This is a genomic window from Gilvimarinus polysaccharolyticus, from assembly GCF_001187555.1.
GTDB lineage: Bacteria > Pseudomonadota > Gammaproteobacteria > Pseudomonadales > Cellvibrionaceae > Gilvimarinus > Gilvimarinus polysaccharolyticus.
In genome coordinates this window covers 1,722,688-1,740,898 of sequence record NZ_LFIJ01000001.1, presented here as the reverse complement: position 1 = coordinate 1,740,898, position 18,211 = coordinate 1,722,688, and the positions used below count along the sequence as shown (strand labels likewise).

Here is an 18,211-nt window from a genome sequence, read left to right as displayed (position 1 = left end):
CGCTTGCCCTCCTTATCTATATCCCTGGCTCGAAACTGATAGAATACGCACCTTCAGTTTTTGTTGGAGCCTCTATGACCGGTTTACCCGCCGATATCGACAGCGCCTTACAGGGCGCCCTGTTAAAAGATGCCAACCGTCTGCGTCGCAAGGCGGTGGATATTGCCGAGCGTATTGCACAGGGTAAGCCCTCAGATCAAGCCTTAACCAAGTGGCTGTCTGATCTTGAAAGCTCCTGCCGGCAGTGCGATGCCCGCCGCCAGTTGGTACCTACATCGATAGAGTTTCCCGAGCAGTTACCGGTTAGCGCTAAGCGTGATGATATTGCCGCGCTGATCCGCGATAATCAGGTGGTGGTTCTGGCGGGCGAGACAGGCTCGGGGAAAACCACTCAATTACCCAAAATTTGTCTCGAGCTAGGCCGTGGTGTGCGAGGCTTGATTGGTCATACCCAGCCGCGACGTATTGCGGCACATACCGTGGCGGCTAGGGTGGCTGAGGAACTTGGCTCGCCTCTGGGTGAGACTGTCGGTTATCAGGTGCGCTTTACCGAGCAGGCCGGTGATAACACTTTAATCAAAGTCATGACTGATGGTATTTTGCTAGCCGAAATCCAACAAGATCCAACCCTAGGCCGCTACGATACTCTGATTATTGATGAGGCCCACGAGCGCAGCTTAAATATTGATTTTTTGTTGGGGTATCTTAAGCAACTGCTTAAAAAGCGTCCCGATCTTAAGTTGATTATTACCTCGGCAACCATTGATGTTGATCGTTTTTCACGCCATTTTGACAATGCTCCAGTGCTTGAAGTATCGGGCCGCACTTACCCTGTGGATGTTTGGTATCGGCCGCCGTTTGAAAGCAGTGACACCGATGACGGTGATATTTATCAGCCCATTTTAGATGTTGTTGACGAAATTGATCGGCATGAGCGCGCCGAGGGCAAACGCGGCGGCGACATCTTAATCTTTTTAAGTGGTGAGCGAGAAATTCGCGAAACCGCAAAGCGTTTACGACAAGCTGATTTACGCCATTTTGAGGTGTTACCCTTTTATGCGCGCTTGAGCTTAGCCGAGCAAAATTTAGTATTCTCAAGCCATCGCGGCCGACGTATCGTGTTGGCGACTAACGTTGCTGAAACATCGATCACGGTGCCGGGTATTCGCTATGTTATTGATACGGGTGTAGCTCGTGTCAGCCGCTACAGTGTGCGTACTAAGGTGCAACGGTTGCCCATCGAGGCGATATCCCAAGCCAGCGCTAATCAACGTAAAGGTCGTTGTGGTCGGGTAAGTAACGGTATCTGTATTCGTTTGTACAGCGAAGATGATTTTGTTAATCGCCCCGAATTTACCGACCCGGAAATCCTGCGAACCAATCTCGCCGCTGTTATTTTACAAATGTTGCAGTTGCGTATTGGTGATATCAATAAATTCCCTTTCGTCGACCCGCCCGATTCTCGTCAGATTAACGACGGTTTTAAAATGCTGGAGGAGCTGCACGCGGTTGATACGCGTAAGCGGCTAACTCGCGACGGACGACGTTTGGCGCAATTGTCGGTCGATCCGCAATTAGCGCGTATGCTACTTGCCGCCGATAAACTCGGTGCGGTGGAAGAGGTGATGATTATTGTCAGTGCGCTGTCGGTGCAAGATCCGCGCGAGCGGCCGGCCGATAAAAAGCAAGCCGCGGACCTACAGCACAAGCGTTTTGCTGACGAGCACTCAGATTTTTTGGCTTACGTGAATTTGTGGAACTACTTTGAGCAACAGCGTCAGGAGCTGACCCAAAATCAGTTGCGCAAGCTTTGTAAAAAAGAGTTTTTAGCCTTTATGCGCATGCGTGAGTGGCGTGACATCCACCGGCAATTAAAATTAGCGGCGAAAAAGCTCGGGCTTACGTTTAATCGCGAGCCCGCGAATTACGAAGCAGTACATCGATCACTGACGACGGGGCTGTTGGGGAATATTGGTTTTCATGATGAAGGCCGTGAGTATTTGGGCGCGCGCAACCGTAAGTTTTCCATCTTCCCCGGCTCATCGCAGCAGAAGAAACGTCCTAAATGGCTGGTGGCGGCACAGCTGCTTGAAACCTCGCAGTTGTTTGCTCACGATGTTGCCAAAGTCGAGCCCGAGTGGTTGTTACAAGCCGCCGAACACTTGGTTAAGCGCAATTATTTTGAGCCACACTACGACCCCAAACAGGGGCAGGTAAAAGCCTACGAGCGTGTTACTTTGTATGGTTTGGCGCTGGTAGAAAAGGGCCGTATTAATTACAGCCAGATCGACCCTGTGACTTGTCATGAAGTGTTTATTCGCGCCGCATTGGTTGAGGGGCGCTATCTTAAACGGGGGCAAAAGCCACCAGCGTTTTTTGCCCATAACCGAGCCTTGGTCGATGAGATCGAAGCATTAGAAGCTAAGTCTCGGCGGCGAGATATTTTAGTCGATGATGAAGAGATATTTGCTTTTTATAACGAGCGGGTGCCGGCGGATGTGGTCAACCGGGTCGGTTTTGATGCTTGGCGTAAACAAGCTGAGCAAGAACAGCCTGATGTTTTAAAAATTCCGCGCGAGCGTTTAGTGTTGCAAGGCGCCGGCAGTGTGAGTGAGGTGCAGTTTCCCGACACCCTGGAATATAAAGGGGTGAGCTATCCATTAAGTTATCACTTTGCGCCGGGACAGACTGATGACGGCGTGAGTGTACACGTCCCCGTGAGTTTGTTACACGAGCTGCCTGAGCATCGGCTAGAGTGGTTGGTGCCGGGGTTACTGCGCGATAAATGCATTGAGCTGGTGAAAAGTTTGCCTAAAACCCTGCGCAAGCACTTTGTGCCGGTACCCGATGTTGTTGATAAAGCACTGGCCAGTATGGCGCCCGATAATCAACCTTTAACTGAAGCGCTTAGCTTGCAGCTAAAGCGTCAGACACTGATGGAGGTAAAGCCCACTGATTGGCAAAGTGAACGATTAGAAGATTTTTATCGCTTTAATATTAAAGTGGTAGACGATCGCGGCAAAACCATTGCTGCCAGTCGTAATTTAACGGAATTAAAAGCTAATTATCGTGAGCGGGTGCAAGATAATATTCGTGATGCAGCCGATGATATTACCCGCGAGAATATAACCCGGTGGGATTTGGAGTTGCCCGAGCAGGTGCAGTTGAAGCGTCGCGGGTTGTCCATTCGTGCGTACCCCGCACTGCTTGATCAGCGTGACTCGGCCGCTATGCAAGTGCTCGATAATCCGCAAGAGGCCCATTATGCATCGCTTGCTGGAGTGGCGCGTTTGTTGTTGCTGCACAGCAAGGAGACGGTTAAATACTTACAGAAACAGCTGTTAAAAGGCAAAGAGCTGGGGTTAACGGTGGTGCAAATTGGCAACCGCGAACGAGTGGTTGATGATTTGATTATGGCTGGCGCGCGGCATTTGGCGATGCCCGAGGGACAGCTGCCGCGTACCGAGGCGGAATTTTCTGCATGTTTGGCTCGGGTGAAGCCCGACCTTGTAACCTACACGCAAAGTCTAGAGCAAACTTTATTGAGCTCACTCAGTTTAGTTGTCGGTATTAAAAAGCAGCTTAAGCACTCCAAAAATGCATTGGCGGTAGCTTTGGCTGCGGGCGATATTGCTCAACAGCTGGATCGCCTGTTTTACCCGTCGCTGGTGTTTGAAACACCGCCTGAGTGGTTTCATGAGTATCCGCGTTATTTACAAGCGATCAACCTGCGGTTAGAAAAGGCGGTACTTAACGCGCAAAAAGATCGGGTGCAAATGCTTGAGATCGAACCTTATGAGGCACGTTTGACCGAGTATTTAGCACAGCATGGACGGTATCAGTTGGCCGAAAACCCAGAACTGATGCGTTATCGCTGGGCCATTGAAGAGTTTAGAGTGTCGCTGTTTGCACAAACGTTAAAGACTCGATTTCCGGTGTCGGGTAAAAGGCTTAATAAGCTTTGGCAAGAGGCTACTAACGGTTAGTGTGCGGCTATTCGAGATTTTAACGGGATTTTGTGTCATAAAAGCCAAGCTTTGGTGTGGTATTTAGCTAATCTGTTTATATCGCGCTCTTTGGGGTGCAATATAAACAGATTTTTAATGAGCCAATATGTAACAAACGCAGTAATCGCGCATCCATACCATAACAGTTGATCCTAATTGGGGTTGTCTGCGTAATCTATCGGTAGGCTTGGCTAAGGAGCTGCAGCCACTGTTTTCACTAACGAGTAATGGAGTTAACTTATGAATAAGAAAATAACATCCCCTTTGGCCGCCGCCGTAGGCGCCGCTTTTATGGCGTCAGCGATGATGGCACCAGTAGCTTCTGCCACTGAAAACCCTTTTGCTGCCGAATCGCTATCTGCAGGCTATAAGCTTGCCAGTAAAGACGCCGAAGGCAAATGTGGCGAGGGCAAATGCGGCGAGAAAAAAGCGCAAGTTGAAGGTACTTGCGGTGAGAAAAAAGCCGATGCTGAAGGCACTTGTGGTGAAAGCAAAGCCAAGGCTAAAGCTGAAGGCGAAGGTAAGTGTGGTGAAGGCAAATGTGGCGAGAAAAAAGCTGAGCAAGAAGGTTCTTGTGGCGGCGAGAAAAAAGCCGATGCCGAAGGCACTTGCGGTCACTAATGAGCGATTACCGCTTAAACATTGCTGGTGCGGGCCTTGGCCTGCGCCGTGCACTGCTTAAACCTCTTGAGGGGGTGAGCACCACCGATATAAATTTTATGGAGGTGGCACCTGAGAACTGGATAAATGTGGGAGGTCGTTTAGGGCGTCAACTGCGTGCCTATACCGAACGTTTCCCATTTGTATGTCACGGTTTATCTCTCTCAATAGGCTCACAAGCGCCCCTTGATGTTGACCTGCTTAAGTCTATCAAGGCTTTTATGCGCGAGCATAATATACGCGGTTACAGTGAGCATCTAAGCTATTGCAGTGATGCTGGCCAATTGTATGATTTATTGCCTATTCCATTTACGGAAGCTGCGCTCACGCATGTGGCCGAACGAATAAAACAAGCGCAAGATATATTGGGCGAGCGCATAGCGATTGAAAACGCATCTTATTACTGTGCTCCAGGGCAAGAAATGAGCGAGCTGGATTTTATTAACGCCGTGATTGAGCGAGCCGACTGCAGCCTGTTGTTGGATGTGAATAATTTGTACGTTAACAGCATTAATCACCGTTATGACGCCGATGCTTTTTTGTCTGGATTACCTTTAGAGCGAGTTGCTTACGCACATGTGGCGGGGCACTTTCACGAGGCCGAGGATCTACGGGTCGACACTCATGGCGCGCCAGTAGAAGAGCCTGTGTGGGCGTTGTTGGCCGCGCTTTATCAGCGGGCGGGTAGTGTGGCTACATTGCTGGAGCGTGATTTTAATATCCCGTCGGTTCCTGAGTTGTTAACCGAGGTCGATAAAATTCGCCAAATCCAAGTCGAGACATTCAGCACCGCAGGTCTCGCTGGGCGAGTAGAGGCTTTGACTTGAGCTCCCTGCCATTGGCTGCGCTGCAGCAATCTTTGACCGATCATTTACGCGACCCGCAGCATCACCAAGGCCCTCAGGATGTAGAAGATCGTCGTTTGGCCATATATCGCGACCTGATCTATAACAATATTGAAGGGTTTATCGCGGGAGGCTTTCCGGTACTGCGGGAAATTTTAAACGATAGCCATTGGCACGCCATGGTGCGTGATTTTGTGGCCCAGCATAAAAGCCAAAGTCCGTATTTTTTAGAGATTAGCCAAGAGTTTTTGTTGTATCTGCAAAATGAGCGCCGCGCCGATGCTGGCGATCCACCATTTATGCTTGAGCTTGCCCACTATGAATGGGTCGAGCTGGCGCTGGATGTGGCACTTGACGAGTTACCCCCAAAGCCTTTGGCGGATAACAGCTTACTCGACTCGGTTATTGAGGTTTCTAAGTTACTCTGGTGCCTTAATTATCAGTATCCAGTGCATTTACTGGGGCCTGACTATCAGCCTAGCGAGCCGCCAGCTGAGCCTACTTTCTTGCTGGTGTATCGTAATCGTGCCGATGCAGTTCAGTTTATTCACTCTAATGCGGTCACCGTACATCTGTTGCAAAAGCTCCAGTCAGCGCCTTCAAATGGCCGTACGATACTTGCTCAGCTGGCTGTCGACATCAAATTTACCGATGTTGATCGGTTTGTCGCGCTGGGAGAGTCTATACTCTTGGAGTTGTACGATAAGGATGTGCTCTGGCCGGTTACATAGGTGCTGTATTACGGTTTAATCATTAAAATATTGCCCGCTCGTAACATTACTGCAACAATTGCCCCGCATCATGCGCACGCTTGTCACAATACTGTCATTAAAACTTCATAAGACGGACATTAGTTTGTCGTAATCGATATTGGGAAATTATCATGCGAGTTAAATTTTGCTTGGCAGCAGCTGCCGCTACCCTAGTGTCCGCCCATGCGGCGGCCGATGTTACCCTTTATGGTAAGGCGAATGTCTCATTGCAGTACACAGATAAAGCAGGCGACAACGAGACCGAGCTAAAAAGTAACGCATCGCGTATCGGGGTGATGGGCAGCGAGGCGATTGGCAGCGGTTTAACAGCTATTTATCGCTTTGAATACGAAACCAGTATTGATGATGGGGATAAAGACGGCCAGACGTTAACCCAGCGCAATATCTATTTGGGTGTGCAAAGTAAGGCCGGTACTTTAATGGCGGGTAAATTTGATACCCCCACTAAAACAGCCCAAGGAAAGATTGATTTATTTGATAATCTAGTCGGCGACATTAAAAATGTCTTTGCCGGCGAGAACCGTGTCAACAATATTGTCCAATATGTCACGCCCGAGTCTGTAGGCCCTTTTACCGCTAAGCTTGCCTATGTGCTCGATGAAGGCGGCAGTAATGGTGATGAAGATGGTGTGTCGGCCTCACTCGCCTATAATGCCGACGCCTTGTATGTAGCCGTAGCGGTAGATCAAGAGGTGGATGAAGCTGATGTTTATCGTCTGGTGGGCGCTTATCAGCTGGGCTCGGTACAGCTTGGCGGTGCGTACCAACAGGCTACCTACGATAACGGCGATGATGCCGATGGTTTTTTCGGCTCGGTAAAGTGGCGGCTAGACGACCATTGGGTACTGAAAACACAATACGGTGAATCCAGTAGCGATTTTAATGACCAGAAAACCCTAAGCGTGGGGGCTGATTATGTGTTTACTAAAAAAGTTAAGGCGTTTACTTACTACACGCAAAACGATGACAGCATCAACAACGATGGCGACTATTTAGGTGTTGGCCTAGAGTTGAAGTTTTAATTGCGACGCTCAGCGGGCTTGCCCGTCTCCATGTCAGCTCTACTGTACGTTTTGGTACTTTTGCTAAGTGCTTACGGTTTAAGTGTACAGGCAGAGGGTTGCGAACCGGCGGTTGATATGCTGGAAAGCAATGATGCGGTTAACCGTATGAGCGAGTGCGATTACAGCGATAAAGGGCTAAACGGCTGGTTTAAGGCACGCACAGAGAATACCCCTGAGCCGATGCATACATCTCAAACCGCAGTATTACCACCGGTTGTAGATCCCCCGGTGTTAGCGGCGAAGTTTGAGCTAATCAGTGTAGGTGTTAAAAGTGCACTGGATTTAGTGCAGGCACGCTTCACCTTGGTGGCTCAAGCCGCTGAACACTGCGATGGAGTTGCTGTGCTTAGTGAAGAGGCCTATAGACAAGGGCATCAGGGGCACACTCAGCTTATTATGAGCTTTTATTGTAGATAGTGATCAGTTATACAAATTCACAGATTGTGTAGCGTGTGATGGTTGGGTAAAATGTGAATGATCGTTCATTGGCTTCTTGGTCAATTTATCAATAAGTTGGAGTTGGGGCGGTGTAAAGCCCTAGTGGACTTAGGTGGCTTAACAGGCCTGTAAAGGATTAAAAGGAAAGTACCGTGAACACTCTTAAACAACTCGCCTGGGTATTGTTGTTTTCAGGTTTTAGCTCTGTGGTCAGCGCCGCTGATCCGCAAGATCCATGGGAAGACTTTAATCGAGCTGTATTTGCTTTTAATGATGCTGCCGATACTTATGTCTTGCGTCCGGTTGCTCGTGGCTATCAAGCGGTTACTCCAAGCCCGGTGCGTCAAGGGGTTAACAACGTTTTCTCTAATGTCCTAGAGATCCCCAAAGTATTTAATGATCTGCTGCAAGGTAAGTTTGCTCAAGCGGGTACAGACAGCGGTCGGTTTTTGATTAATACAACATTAGGTGTGGCAGGGCTATTTGATGTCGCCCATCATATGGGAATGCCGCGCGCCGAGAGTGAGGACTTTGGTCAAACATTAGGTCGCTGGGGAGTGCCAGAGGGGCCTTATCTAATGCTGCCTATTTTTGGGCCGCGCACGTTGCGCGACGCTGCGGCAACGCCAATCGATTGGGCCACTGACCCTAAAACCTACATTGGTCACACGCAGACAGGCTACGAGCTAAAAGCCGTTGAGTTGCTGGATACTCGGGCTCGGTTACTAGCGCTTGAGCAAGATATAGGTGCCGATAAGTACACCCTGCTGCGCGATATTTACCTGCAAAGGCGCGATTATCTCGTCAAAGATGGCGAGGTGGAGGACACCTTTGGCGGTGATGCTGATGGTTTTGATGATTTTGACGATTTCTAATTGAGAAGCTGTCGTTTTATCCCCCAGCGTTTCGTCGGTGACCGAGCGCTATTCGAGCACTTCGATAATTTGTAGGCCGGTGCTGTAGTTGGTGCCACTAGCGGTACACCTAACCACCTCGACCAGTGCTCGCAGCTGGGCTCGCTGATCGTGCTCTGCGGCGAGGTGTAGTTCCCACCGAGAACCCTCTGCCACCGGCTCTGGCAACTCAAGCTGTAATCCACCACCGCTTAATTCATGGCACTGGCCGTCGATACTAAGGCTATCGCTGGTAAGGGTGCCGGTAAGAGGGAGTGCGATTTTCATACGAATAAAATCACGTTTTTCGGCGTAAGAATTCTCTGAATGGCTCATCAATTGATCCTCCAAAGGGTGTTGCTGTATAGGCCTTTAGCATCGCTCTTTGTGTCGCGAGTTAAGGGCTTGCGTTAAAGGGACACGTTAATGGCGTGTTGTTACTGCAAACATTGTATTGTTCAGAGCCTCCTAAGAGTAGCAGCGTTCATGCTGCAACTCCATAGAGATGTAGTTCGCCTGTGATGCTTGCGCCTGCGCAGCTATCGGAGTACTGTTAGGCGCCATTACAACAGGGCCTCGAGCACCTGTATCTGAAATGGTCTGACGGATTCAAATAATGAACGAAAGCTGCCGAACACTGCTGATTATCGACGACGATAAGCCGGTAAGGCACAGTATTGCTGCGTTTTTGGAGGACAGTGGCTATCGGGTTTTACAGGCGGCCGACGGTCCTGCAGGTTTAGCTCGATTTGCTGAAGGCGACGTTGAGTTGGTGATTACCGACCTGCGTATGCCGGCTATGGACGGTCTGAGTGTTCTGCAGAGTTTGCATGAAAAATCTGTTGAAACCCCCGTTATTGTTATTTCCGGTGCTGGCGTTATGAGTGATGTGGTGTCGGCGCTGCGCCTTGGGGCTGCCGATTATCTTATTAAGCCGGTGGTCGATATGGCGGTGTTGGAGCACTCGATAGAAAAAGCTCTAGAGCGGCGCGATTTGTTAGCGCAAAATAAAAAATACCGAGAAAAGCTCGAACAGGTCAACAAGGATCTGCGTGATAACCTCCGTGTGCTTGAGCGCGATCAGCTGGCCGGGCGCCAAGTTCAACGCCGCTTACTGCCAAAACCGCTAACGACCCCAGACGGCTACAGTGCCGCGCACCATATTGCCCCCTCGTTGTATTTGAGCGGCGACTTTGTCGATTACGCTTATATAAAAAATCGTTATTTAGCCTTTTACTTGGCCGATGTGTCAGGTCATGGGGCATCTTCTGCGTTTGTCACTATTTGGCTTAAGCATTTGGTTAGCCGTATGGTGCGAGAAGAGGGGTTGTTTAGCGATGACGCATCATTTGTGGATGGCGCTAACGATATGCTGCGCTCTATTAACCGTGAGTTAAACGAAACTAGCTTGAACCATCATTTAACATTCTTTGTGGGAGTCATTGATACTCACACTCAAGAAATGCGCTATGTGGTTGCAGGGCATTTACCTATGCCCTTATTGGTAACGGATGAAGGTGCTAAATTTATTTTGGGCAGCGGCAAGCCGGTGGGGATATTTCACGATGTAAACTGGACTGTTTATTCGCAAATATTGCCAGAGCGGTTTTCGTTAATATGTTTTTCTGACGGTGTGTTAGAAATCTTGCCAGCTGCGACGCTACAAGAAAAAGAAGCTTATCTACTGGAATTACTGGCACAAAAAGCGCAGAATCTAGAAGCAGTATGCGATGCGGTTGGGATCGATGACGTTACCTCGACTCCGGATGACATTGCCATTTTGACCATTACTCGAGGTTTTTGAGCATGCGGCCTGGGCAGATTTTAGTTGCCGAACACAACGGTGTTTTCGTCATTAAAATGGTGGGCGATGTACGCTTGACTCTATGCATATCGTTTGACAAATTTATTGACGATATGTTTGCTCACCCCAAATTTAAGGCGGTGCTGTTTGATTTGTCGAGCGCCGAAGCTATCGACAGTACCACGCTTGGTTTGATGGCAAAAATATCGTTGTTGGGCGAGGATAAAATAGACAGTTATCCGGTGATATTATCGACCTGTAGCAGCATTAACAGAATTCTCGACACGATGGGCTTTGCCGATATCTTCACCATTGTTAAAGACTTAAAAACACCTGTTCAGCCAACCGCCGCGCTGGATTCTGCGGATGACGAAGATGCCATGAAAGATAAAGTGATTGAGGCGCATCGCTACCTGATGCAACTTAATGATGACAATCAGCAAACCTTTACCGATTTAGTGAATATGTTGGAAAACGGCCAATAACCCCGCCTATAAGCTGCATTGCACAACTTACAGGCAGCCTCCCAAAATAATCTAGTGAGAGAGCTCGTACGAGCGTGGTTTTATACGGTTTTAGCTTGGTCTCGTGCGGCATTGCGAGCGACTAAGAAGTCCGTGTGAGACAAGTAGATCAGCTCGGCAACACGCCGAATCAAGTGTTCTTCGTATTTATCTAAGTCGCCATCCGCCAGAGCAATTTGCCACATCGATTTAACCAGAGTGAACTTCTCTTCGGTTGTACAATGATCGTTAATCAACTGGGTAAATTGATACAGTGATGTGGCGTTTTCTTGCTTATCGCGAGCAATGCTACAAAGCTCTTCGAGGTCGGCATCGCTAATCTCGTAAACGTTAGCAACAATATGCTTAAACTCATTAAACTCGGCATCTTCAAAGACGCGGTCAACCGCAGCAACTTCCATTAGAAGCGCTGCAGCTGCCAGCTGTTTTTGTGAGAATGACAGCGCCTCTTCCGCGCCATCGGCTTGCCGGTGGCGCTCGAAGAACTTAGCAATACGATTAAGCATTGGCGAGCTCTTTTAGCAGGTTCTCTAACTTAACCTGATCTTTAGCAAAGTTGCGGATACCTTCCGAAAGTTTCTCAGTTGCCATCGCGTCATCGTTCATGCCAACACGGAAGCTGCTTTCGTTATCTTGCAGCTTGGCAATTGCTTCACCGGTGTTATCGGCGGACAGCTTACGCTCTAAGGTGCCGGTGTCGTTTTCTAGCTCTTGTAGCAACTGCGGGCTGATGGTTAAGCGGTCACAACCGGCCAGCGCTTCAATTTCGCCAAGATTACGGAAGCTTGCGCCCATAACCACGGTTTTAACGTCTTGTTGCTTGTAGTAGTTGTAAATGTGACGCACAGAAATAACGCCTGGATCTGTTTCGGCGGTGTACTCGTTGCCAGTGCTGGCTTTGTACCAATCTAAAATACGGCCCACAAAAGGTGAGATCAGAAACACGCCAGCGTCGGCACAAGCCGCAGCTTGGTTAAAACCAAACAACAACGTTAGGTTGCAGTTAATGCCTTCTTTCTCTAGCTTCTCGGCGGCACGGATACCTTCCCAGGTAGAGGCTAGCTTGATCAATACTCGTGATTTATCGATACCATTTTGTTGGTATAACTCAATCAGCTGGTGAGCTTTATCAATACTGGCATTGGTGTCAAAGCTTAAGCGCGCGTCAACCTCAGTAGAAATTCGGCCTGGCACAACCTTTAGAATTTCACAGCCAATCGCTACTGCTAGGTGATCACTGGCGAATTTAAGTTGCTGATCTGAGCTGCCGCCGGCTTTTTGGGCGGCTACAATGCACTGATCCAATAGATTTTTGTACTGTGGCAGTTGTGCGGCTTTCAGCAACAACGATGGGTTGGTTGTTGCATCTTGTGGCTTGTACAGCTTGATAGCTTCGATGTCACCGGTATCGGCGACAACATCGGTCATTTTTTTCAGTTGCTCGAGTTTAGTGCTCACATTTGGCTCCTAAATAGATTCGTTGACGATATTAAGCGCAGTAGGGCGATCTGTTTGATGCAGCGTAATGGCTTTGGTGCGCAATACTCCGGCTGTAAAGTCACTCTCTTTTTCAGTTACTCTCTGCGGAGTATGCTTGTTAGGAGTCTAAACCGGCTTTTTGTGGGCGCTGTCAAAAACAGGCCTATTAACCTCAGGGTAGCTATTGTAAACGCTATTGGTCGATGGGCAAAGCGCTGATAGCTTACTCAACTTGCAGCAGCGCATCTTGGATTACTGTAATGCCAGCGCCGGGCTTATGGGCGTTCTCGCTAATCACCCGTCTAAAACGTCGCGCGCCGGGTAGGCCTTGATAAAGTCCTAAAATATGTCGCGTCATCTGGTTTAATCTGGTGCCTTTAGGTAGTTCTTGTTCGCAGTACTTCATAAATTCCGTCATCACCTCTAACCGGCTTGGTATCGGGGCGGCGGTATCAAACAAGCGTTGGTCTACCTCGGCTAACAGATAAGGGTTAGAGTAAATCTCGCGACCTAACATCACGCCATCAACATTTTGCAGTAATGTATCGCACTGGGTGAGGGTAGTGATACCGCCGTTTACGATAATTTCTAACTCTGGAAGTTCAGCTTTTAAGCGCGCCACTAAGCCGTAATCCAATGGTGGGACATTGCGGTTTTCTTTCGGGCTTAGCCCTTGCAGCCAAGCCTTTCGCGCGTGCACAATAAAGGTTTTACAGCCGCTCTCGGCCACGGTTACAACAAAGTCACGCAGACCGTTGTAGTCATCCATGTCATCTATGCCAATGCGATGTTTAATAGTTACGGGAATATCGCAGGCCTCGCTCATGGCGACTATGCAGTCGCGCACCAGCTCGGGTTCGGCCATTAAACAAGCGCCAATACGCCCACTCTGTACGCGGTCACTGGGACAGCCACAGTTTAAGTTGATCTCGCTATAGCCCCAGGTGTCAGCAAATTCTGCGCACCGGGCAAGGGCTGCTGGGTCGGAGCCACCTATTTGCAGTGCCACCGGCAATTCGGCTGGGTTAAACGCCAAAAATCGCTCCCGGTCGCCGTGAATCAGCGCACCCGTAGTCACCATCTCGGTATACAGCAGGGTATTTTTGCTCAGTAAACGCCAAAAATAGCGACAGTGACGATCACTCCAATCCATCATCGGCGCGGCGCAAAAGCGTCGCGACCACGTAGACTGTGCCGTGGCGGGTGCTGGATGGCCAGTTGATGTTTCTTTCACCGTGCATTCACTCTAAGTGGTGTTGTGATTGATTGAGCTTATAGCCCGAGGCGCGCTAGTTTACCTGCAATGCTCGCAGTTGCCAAAATCACCTTGGTGGAAGCTTATTGCTCGGCTGAACGTTTGAATGTGTCAGTCATTTCGGTTCTGGGTTGCTGGGCTTGCTTGGCAGTGTGGCGACAGCTTTGACGCTGGCTGTGTGGATGGTTTGAGGCTTAAAGTGTTGTTTTAATTGCGCCAGTGCCGCCTGAAATACGGGGCCTGCTTGTAGGCTGCGGGAGGTAATGCAGTCGATAGAACTTACCCAGCCATTGGGCTCAAAGTCGACATTTAAGGCGATAAGCTGGCCTGATGTGAGGGCCATTTGGGCGAGACTTTCGGGCACAATTGCCCAGCCGACATTTTGTTGTGCCAGCTGGCAGAGTATTTGGTGGGTACTGGCATACCAAGATTGTGTGCTTATGCCATAACTGAACCATAACTCTTTGCCGGTTGTGGAACGCTGCACAATTTGCCGGTGCTGGCGCAAGTCTGCATGAGTTACGCAAGCGAGTTGGGTTAACGGGTGCTTGGGCGATGCGACGGTGATAAAGCGTTTGTAGCCTAAGGCAAAGAAATCCACATCGGTGAGTATCTGGCCGTCGGTATACACCACGCCAATATGGGCTTGTCCTTCGCGGACCATATCTTCGGCATCAAAGGTAGATGCCGATAGGATATTGATGTTGGTGTTGGGGAATATTTCGGCCAGCCCGCTTAACGCCGCTAATAGCGGTGAGTCGAGCAGGCTCTCTTCGATTACTAAGATTAGTTCGTGTTCATGTTGCTGATCTAACGATGCCACTTTTTGCTCGAGCCGTAGCCGCTGATCCAGTATAGATTGCACGATAGGCAGTAGTGCTTCGCCGTCGGGGGTGAGCTGTGGAGTGTTGCGGCTGCGATCGAATAGGGTGCGATTGAAGGCGATTTCTAGGTTAGATATTGCTTGGCTAACCCCAGATTGGGCACGATTTAGCTGGCGAGCAGCTCCCGAGAACGAGCCTGTCTCGCAGACGGTGACAAAAATATTGAGCTGTTCAAGGCTGTACATCGTTTTCTCGTTATTGATATTGCTTGTTTGTTGAGTATTCAACCTCTCTAGGTTATCACATTATGTGATGGTAGCTAACTTTTGCTTCAGGCCATAACTTGTAATACTGAGCTTAAGATTTTTACCGGAACAAGGAGATAACGCGATGTCTACATTCGAGCGCATGGGCCATGCCTTTTTGTACGAGGTGTTGGCACTACTGCTGACGGTAGTAGGTCTGCTGATGTTTACCCACCATGAAGTGAGCGCTGTTTTGGCCTCAATGATTGCAATTTCAGCTGTAGCGATGGTGTATAACTTCTACTTTAATATAGTGTTTGACCGTTACTTTCCCGCCCCTAGGGCGCAGCGCAGTTTAAGCTTACGTTTGTATTATGTGGCGTTATTTGAAGGTGGCCTGCTGACTTTGACGACTCCTTTGGTTTCATGGGTGATGGGCGTGTCATTGATCGAGGCATTTTGGTTGGATATCGGCATAACACTATTTGTTATGGTTTATACCTTTGCGTTTAATTTCATCTACGATTCTGCCCGAGAGGCACTTGTGACCGCTGAGGTGACACAGAAGGGCGGTCGATTAGCGTATGTCTAATAAATGCCCATATGCTTTTGCGGGTTTGGCCGCTGTTGGCGGATGGCTGACTTGTGGCTTATATCCATCGATCAAAAGCGACGCCCTTGGCATTTTCGGCTGACAGTGGGCGTGTTGGAGCGTGTATAATAAGGGTTTTTAATGCAGCCTATTTAAGCAAAAAGGACACGATATGAAGATGTACACAACCGCCGCTATTGGCGCTTTACTGGCTGTTGCCGCCGGCACTAGCTCGGCGCAGACAGAAGAGCAAGACAAAACTTGGCTAGTCTCGGCGGAGTTAGGTGCGATTAAAACCACAGGTAATACCGAAGCTACCTCGTTTAATGGCAAAATTGATGCGACTCAAAGCTTAGAGCGCTGGAGGAATCAGTATATTGCCAGCGTGTTGTATAAGCAGGATGAGCTAGAGCAGATTGACGGCACTAAAGAGTCGGAAACAACGGCGGAAAAATACTTTATCTCGGCCAAAAGCGCGTATTTGATGGCTGATGAGTTCAGCAATATCTTTGTCTTCGGTTCGCACACCCACGATGAGTTTGGCGCTTATAGAAAATATACCACCGCGGCGGCAGGTTATGGCGCACGACTGATTAACCGCGATACTTTGACGTTAGACGCCGAAGTGGGCCCAGGTTATTTTTGGGGAGATAAGGTCATAGATGAAGCCAATGACATTATTGCTAAAGAAGAAGGCTTTATGGTGCGCGCCGCAGGCGATCTGGCTTGGGTCATTACCGAAAACGCGACTTTTAGCCAAAAGCTTGGTGTTGAAGCGGCCGAAGATAATACTCGTTACGTGAGCGACACTTCGCTCAGTACTAAAATTAGTGATCGGATGCAGATGAAAGTAGGTTATACCATTAACCATGATACCGATGTGGCCGATGATAAAGAGGGTACAGATACTACAACTTACATTAACTTGGTTTATAACTTTTAATGTAAGCCGTGCCGAATAAATCTCTACGTATCGAATTAACTCGGTGCGTAGAGATTTTTGCCTTGTTGGTATAGCAGATGGCGAGTGCGTAGTGCCCGCGAGTCAATGCTGCCAACAGGTTTTGCCCCAGCTAGGTATAGAGGCTAGTAATGAACTTAACACACTGTGATGAAAAAGGTGCTGCGTCGATGGTGGATGTGTCGGATAAGCCCGATACGGTTCGCGAGGCGCGTGCTGAGGCGCGAGTTACCATGCAAGCGGCGACGCTTGCGGCTATTGCGGCGAATGATTTAAAAAAAGGTGATGTGTTAAGCACCGCCAGAATAGCCGGTATACAGGCGGCCAAAAAGTGTTCCGACCTGATCCCCTTATGTCACCCATTAGCGCTGACTAAAGTGGCGGTCGAGTTTCAGTTGGATCACGAACACAACCAAATACGCATAGAGGCCTATTGCAAACTCAGTGGCAAAACTGGGGTTGAAATGGAAGCGTTAACCGCTGCCAGCGTGGCAGCGTTAACCGTGATTGATATGGCCAAAGCAATTGATATGGCGATGGTCATTGAAGGTGTTTGTCTGTTGGAGAAGAGCGGTGGTCGACGTGGTCAATACCGGCGGGAGTCGTTGTGATGCAAGTTTTGTTTTTTGCACAATTGCGTGAATTGCTTGGTTGTGAATCGATCGAGCTGTCGGCGCAAGCGGTGAGTGTGGCGGGCGATGTAGTGCCTGCATTGGTTGCCGAGTGCCCCCAGTGGGCTGAGGTACTGCAGGGTAAAGCTTGGCTGATGAGTGTTAATCAAACGATGGCTAAAGCCAATACGGCTATTAAAGTTGGTGATGAGGTTGCGCTGTTCCCTCCAGTGACCGGAGGCTAATGATGAATGACAGTGTTTTATCCGACGTGGTAGTGGTGCAAAACAACGATTTCTCCGTTGCTGAGCATTACCAACGTTTAGAGCAATCAGCGGGTGTTGCAGGAGCAATTGTATTCTTTGTCGGTAAAGTTCGTGCCGAGTCCGAGTTGGACCCAGTGTTGGCGTTAGAGCTTGAGCATTACCCAGCCATGACAGAAAAATCCTTGTGCGCATTGGTGGCCGAGGCGCGATCTCGTTGGTCGCTAACCGGTGTTACGCTTGTGCATCGGGTGGGCAAGCTCGCGGTTGGACAGCAAATTGTATTGGTGGCAGTTAGTAGTCGCCATCGCGATGAGGCATTTTTGAGTGCACGTTTTTTAATGGATACATTAAAAACCCAAGCGCCTTTTTGGAAAAAAGAACACCGCTCTAGTGGTACCCGCTGGGTTGAAGCCCGGAGGCAAGATGATCTCGCAGCCACCGAGTGGCAGCAGGGCGACCGTTAGCGGCTTAACACTGATAAAGACGAGTAATTGCTGCGGCATTGGGCAAAAAAATACCGGGATAAACCCGGTATTTTTATATTGGTCGATATTTAAGCTTAGTCTTTGATGTCTTCAGCGGCGTTTTCTACGGCGTCTGCGGCATCTTCACCGGCATCTTTGGTCTCATTCCAAGCATTAGATGCTGCATCTTTAGCGCCATCAGCCATATCAGAGGCGGCATCTTTAGCGTCGTTAGCCATATCTGATGCGGCATCTTTCGCATCGCCAGCCATTTCGGCGGTCGCGTCTGCTGCATCGTCAGCCATTTCAGCTGCTTTATCCTTTAGTTCACCCGCTTTTTTGGCTGCGGCATTAGTGGCAGATTGCGCAGTTTCTTTTGCGCTCGACATTGTGCTTTCTGCTGAATCTTTAAGGTTGCTGTCTTCATTGGGGCTACAGGCGGCCAGCATGGCAATCAGTGGTAGAGTTAAAAGTACGGCTTTAGATTTCATTATTAATCCCTCAAG

20 protein-coding genes are annotated in these 18,211 nt (G+C 49.1%); 14 read left to right on the top strand and 6 right to left on the bottom strand.

Annotation, left to right across the window (positions count from 1 at the left end):
* Window positions 1-74 precede the first annotated feature (74 nt).
* From hrpA to GILYN3_RS07590, 7 genes are all read left to right on the top strand, one after another.
* A complete protein-coding gene (hrpA, locus tag GILYN3_RS07620) occupies window positions 75-3,986 on the top strand; it encodes an ATP-dependent RNA helicase HrpA (protein ID WP_049722285.1) in 3,912 nt (1,303 codons plus the stop codon).
* Window positions 3,987-4,247: 261 nt separating this feature from the next.
* A complete protein-coding gene (locus GILYN3_RS07615) occupies window positions 4,248-4,628 on the top strand; it encodes an HvfA family oxazolone/thioamide-modified RiPP metallophore (RefSeq protein ID WP_049722284.1) in 381 nt (126 codons plus the stop codon).
* Entirely contained in the window at window positions 4,628-5,494 is an 867-nt protein-coding gene (locus GILYN3_RS07610; protein WP_049722283.1) for an HvfB family MNIO-type RiPP peptide maturase, read from the top strand. The genes GILYN3_RS07615 and GILYN3_RS07610 overlap by 1 nt, the downstream gene beginning before the upstream one ends.
* Complete coding sequence (locus GILYN3_RS07605) at window positions 5,491-6,243, top strand: HvfC family RiPP maturation protein (protein ID WP_232305531.1); 753 nt, start codon at window positions 5,491-5,493, stop codon at window positions 6,241-6,243. The genes GILYN3_RS07610 and GILYN3_RS07605 overlap by 4 nt, the downstream gene beginning before the upstream one ends.
* A gap of 152 nt (window positions 6,244-6,395) precedes the next feature.
* Window positions 6,396-7,307 carry a porin gene (locus GILYN3_RS07600; protein WP_049722282.1) on the top strand — a complete coding sequence of 304 codons (912 nt, stop codon included), beginning with the start codon at window positions 6,396-6,398 and terminating at the stop codon, window positions 7,305-7,307.
* A 30-nt stretch (window positions 7,308-7,337) separates the two neighbouring features.
* Window positions 7,338-7,766, top strand: a complete 429-nt coding sequence (locus GILYN3_RS07595) for a hypothetical protein (RefSeq protein WP_157484871.1) — start codon at window positions 7,338-7,340, stop codon at window positions 7,764-7,766.
* A 173-nt stretch (window positions 7,767-7,939) separates the two neighbouring features.
* Window positions 7,940-8,662 carry an MlaA family lipoprotein gene (locus GILYN3_RS07590; RefSeq protein WP_049722280.1) on the top strand — a complete coding sequence of 241 codons (723 nt, stop codon included), beginning with the start codon at window positions 7,940-7,942 and terminating at the stop codon, window positions 8,660-8,662.
* 48 nt (window positions 8,663-8,710) lie between these two features.
* Here GILYN3_RS07590 and GILYN3_RS07585 read toward each other — a convergent pair whose 3' ends face one another.
* Complete coding sequence (locus GILYN3_RS07585) at window positions 8,711-9,016, bottom strand: PilZ domain-containing protein (RefSeq protein WP_049722279.1); 306 nt, start codon at window positions 9,014-9,016, stop codon at window positions 8,711-8,713.
* A gap of 280 nt (window positions 9,017-9,296) precedes the next feature.
* Here GILYN3_RS07585 and GILYN3_RS07580 point away from each other — a divergent pair, with 280 nt between their 5' ends.
* Both GILYN3_RS07580 and GILYN3_RS07575 read left to right on the top strand, forming a co-directional pair.
* Entirely contained in the window at window positions 9,297-10,484 is a 1,188-nt protein-coding gene (locus GILYN3_RS07580; RefSeq protein ID WP_049722278.1) for a SpoIIE family protein phosphatase, read from the top strand.
* Window positions 10,485-10,486: 2 nt separating this feature from the next.
* The gene (locus tag GILYN3_RS07575) at window positions 10,487-10,969 is read left to right on the top strand and encodes an STAS domain-containing protein (RefSeq protein ID WP_049722277.1); all 483 of its coding nucleotides are present in this window, start codon (window positions 10,487-10,489) and stop codon (window positions 10,967-10,969) included.
* A gap of 80 nt (window positions 10,970-11,049) precedes the next feature.
* Here GILYN3_RS07575 and GILYN3_RS07570 read toward each other — a convergent pair whose 3' ends face one another.
* From GILYN3_RS07570 to GILYN3_RS07555, 4 genes are all read right to left on the bottom strand, one after another.
* Complete coding sequence (locus GILYN3_RS07570) at window positions 11,050-11,514, bottom strand: tellurite resistance TerB family protein (protein ID WP_049722276.1); 465 nt, start codon at window positions 11,512-11,514, stop codon at window positions 11,050-11,052.
* On the bottom strand, window positions 11,507-12,466 hold the full coding sequence (gene tal, locus GILYN3_RS07565) for a transaldolase (protein ID WP_049722275.1): 960 nt from the start codon (window positions 12,464-12,466) through the stop codon (window positions 11,507-11,509). The genes GILYN3_RS07570 and tal overlap by 8 nt, the downstream gene beginning before the upstream one ends.
* Before the next feature lie 244 nt (window positions 12,467-12,710).
* A complete protein-coding gene (dusA, locus tag GILYN3_RS07560) occupies window positions 12,711-13,721 on the bottom strand; it encodes a tRNA dihydrouridine(20/20a) synthase DusA (protein ID WP_269745924.1) in 1,011 nt (336 codons plus the stop codon).
* 136 nt (window positions 13,722-13,857) lie between these two features.
* Window positions 13,858-14,811, bottom strand: coding sequence for a LysR family transcriptional regulator (locus GILYN3_RS07555; protein WP_049722273.1), 954 nt, complete (start codon window positions 14,809-14,811; stop codon window positions 13,858-13,860).
* A gap of 145 nt (window positions 14,812-14,956) precedes the next feature.
* Between GILYN3_RS07555 and GILYN3_RS07550 the strand changes: the two genes are divergently transcribed.
* The 5 genes from GILYN3_RS07550 to GILYN3_RS07530 all read left to right on the top strand — a co-directional run bounded on the left by GILYN3_RS07550 (window position 14,957) and on the right by GILYN3_RS07530 (window position 17,705).
* Complete coding sequence (locus GILYN3_RS07550; RefSeq protein WP_049722272.1) at window positions 14,957-15,403, top strand: PACE efflux transporter; 447 nt, start codon at window positions 14,957-14,959, stop codon at window positions 15,401-15,403.
* A 172-nt stretch (window positions 15,404-15,575) separates the two neighbouring features.
* Complete coding sequence (locus GILYN3_RS07545) at window positions 15,576-16,346, top strand: DUF481 domain-containing protein (protein WP_084005190.1); 771 nt, start codon at window positions 15,576-15,578, stop codon at window positions 16,344-16,346.
* A 149-nt stretch (window positions 16,347-16,495) separates the two neighbouring features.
* Entirely contained in the window at window positions 16,496-16,975 is a 480-nt protein-coding gene (gene moaC, locus GILYN3_RS07540; RefSeq protein WP_049722271.1) for a cyclic pyranopterin monophosphate synthase MoaC, read from the top strand.
* Window positions 16,975-17,220, top strand: coding sequence for a MoaD/ThiS family protein (locus GILYN3_RS07535; protein WP_232305548.1), 246 nt, complete (start codon window positions 16,975-16,977; stop codon window positions 17,218-17,220). Before moaC ends, GILYN3_RS07535 begins: the two co-directional genes overlap by 1 nt.
* Window positions 17,220-17,705, top strand: a complete 486-nt coding sequence (locus tag GILYN3_RS07530; RefSeq protein WP_232305530.1) for a molybdenum cofactor biosynthesis protein MoaE — start codon at window positions 17,220-17,222, stop codon at window positions 17,703-17,705. The genes GILYN3_RS07535 and GILYN3_RS07530 overlap by 1 nt, the downstream gene beginning before the upstream one ends.
* Before the next feature lie 95 nt (window positions 17,706-17,800).
* On the opposite strand, the gene GILYN3_RS07525 is transcribed toward GILYN3_RS07530, so the two are convergent.
* Entirely contained in the window at window positions 17,801-18,196 is a 396-nt protein-coding gene (locus GILYN3_RS07525) for a hypothetical protein (RefSeq protein ID WP_049722268.1), read from the bottom strand.
* Window positions 18,197-18,211 lie beyond the last annotated feature (15 nt).

What these genes read in the sequence shown, in the direction of transcription:
- hrpA (WP_049722285.1), top strand. Translation starts at nt 75, where the DNA reads ATGACCGGTTTACCCGCCGATATCGACAGCGCCTTACAGGGCGCCCTG.
- GILYN3_RS07585 (WP_049722279.1), bottom strand. Translation starts at nt 9,016, where the DNA reads ATGAGCCATTCAGAGAATTCTTACGCCGAAAAACGTGATTTTATTCGT.
- GILYN3_RS07525 (WP_049722268.1), bottom strand. Translation starts at nt 18,196, where the DNA reads ATGAAATCTAAAGCCGTACTTTTAACTCTACCACTGATTGCCATGCTG.
- GILYN3_RS07570 (WP_049722276.1), bottom strand. Translation starts at nt 11,514, where the DNA reads ATGCTTAATCGTATTGCTAAGTTCTTCGAGCGCCACCGGCAAGCCGAT.
- GILYN3_RS07580 (WP_049722278.1), top strand. Translation starts at nt 9,297, where the DNA reads ATGAACGAAAGCTGCCGAACACTGCTGATTATCGACGACGATAAGCCG.
- moaC (WP_049722271.1), top strand. Translation starts at nt 16,496, where the DNA reads ATGAACTTAACACACTGTGATGAAAAAGGTGCTGCGTCGATGGTGGAT.
- GILYN3_RS07545 (WP_084005190.1), top strand. Translation starts at nt 15,576, where the DNA reads ATGAAGATGTACACAACCGCCGCTATTGGCGCTTTACTGGCTGTTGCC.
- GILYN3_RS07535 (WP_232305548.1), top strand. Translation starts at nt 16,975, where the DNA reads ATGCAAGTTTTGTTTTTTGCACAATTGCGTGAATTGCTTGGTTGTGAA.
- GILYN3_RS07530 (WP_232305530.1), top strand. Translation starts at nt 17,220, where the DNA reads ATGATGAATGACAGTGTTTTATCCGACGTGGTAGTGGTGCAAAACAAC.
- GILYN3_RS07615 (WP_049722284.1), top strand. Translation starts at nt 4,248, where the DNA reads ATGAATAAGAAAATAACATCCCCTTTGGCCGCCGCCGTAGGCGCCGCT.
- GILYN3_RS07550 (WP_049722272.1), top strand. Translation starts at nt 14,957, where the DNA reads ATGTCTACATTCGAGCGCATGGGCCATGCCTTTTTGTACGAGGTGTTG.
- GILYN3_RS07575 (WP_049722277.1), top strand. Translation starts at nt 10,487, where the DNA reads ATGCGGCCTGGGCAGATTTTAGTTGCCGAACACAACGGTGTTTTCGTC.
- GILYN3_RS07555 (WP_049722273.1), bottom strand. Translation starts at nt 14,811, where the DNA reads ATGTACAGCCTTGAACAGCTCAATATTTTTGTCACCGTCTGCGAGACA.
- GILYN3_RS07595 (WP_157484871.1), top strand. Translation starts at nt 7,338, where the DNA reads ATGTCAGCTCTACTGTACGTTTTGGTACTTTTGCTAAGTGCTTACGGT.
- GILYN3_RS07610 (WP_049722283.1), top strand. Translation starts at nt 4,628, where the DNA reads ATGAGCGATTACCGCTTAAACATTGCTGGTGCGGGCCTTGGCCTGCGC.
- GILYN3_RS07600 (WP_049722282.1), top strand. Translation starts at nt 6,396, where the DNA reads ATGCGAGTTAAATTTTGCTTGGCAGCAGCTGCCGCTACCCTAGTGTCC.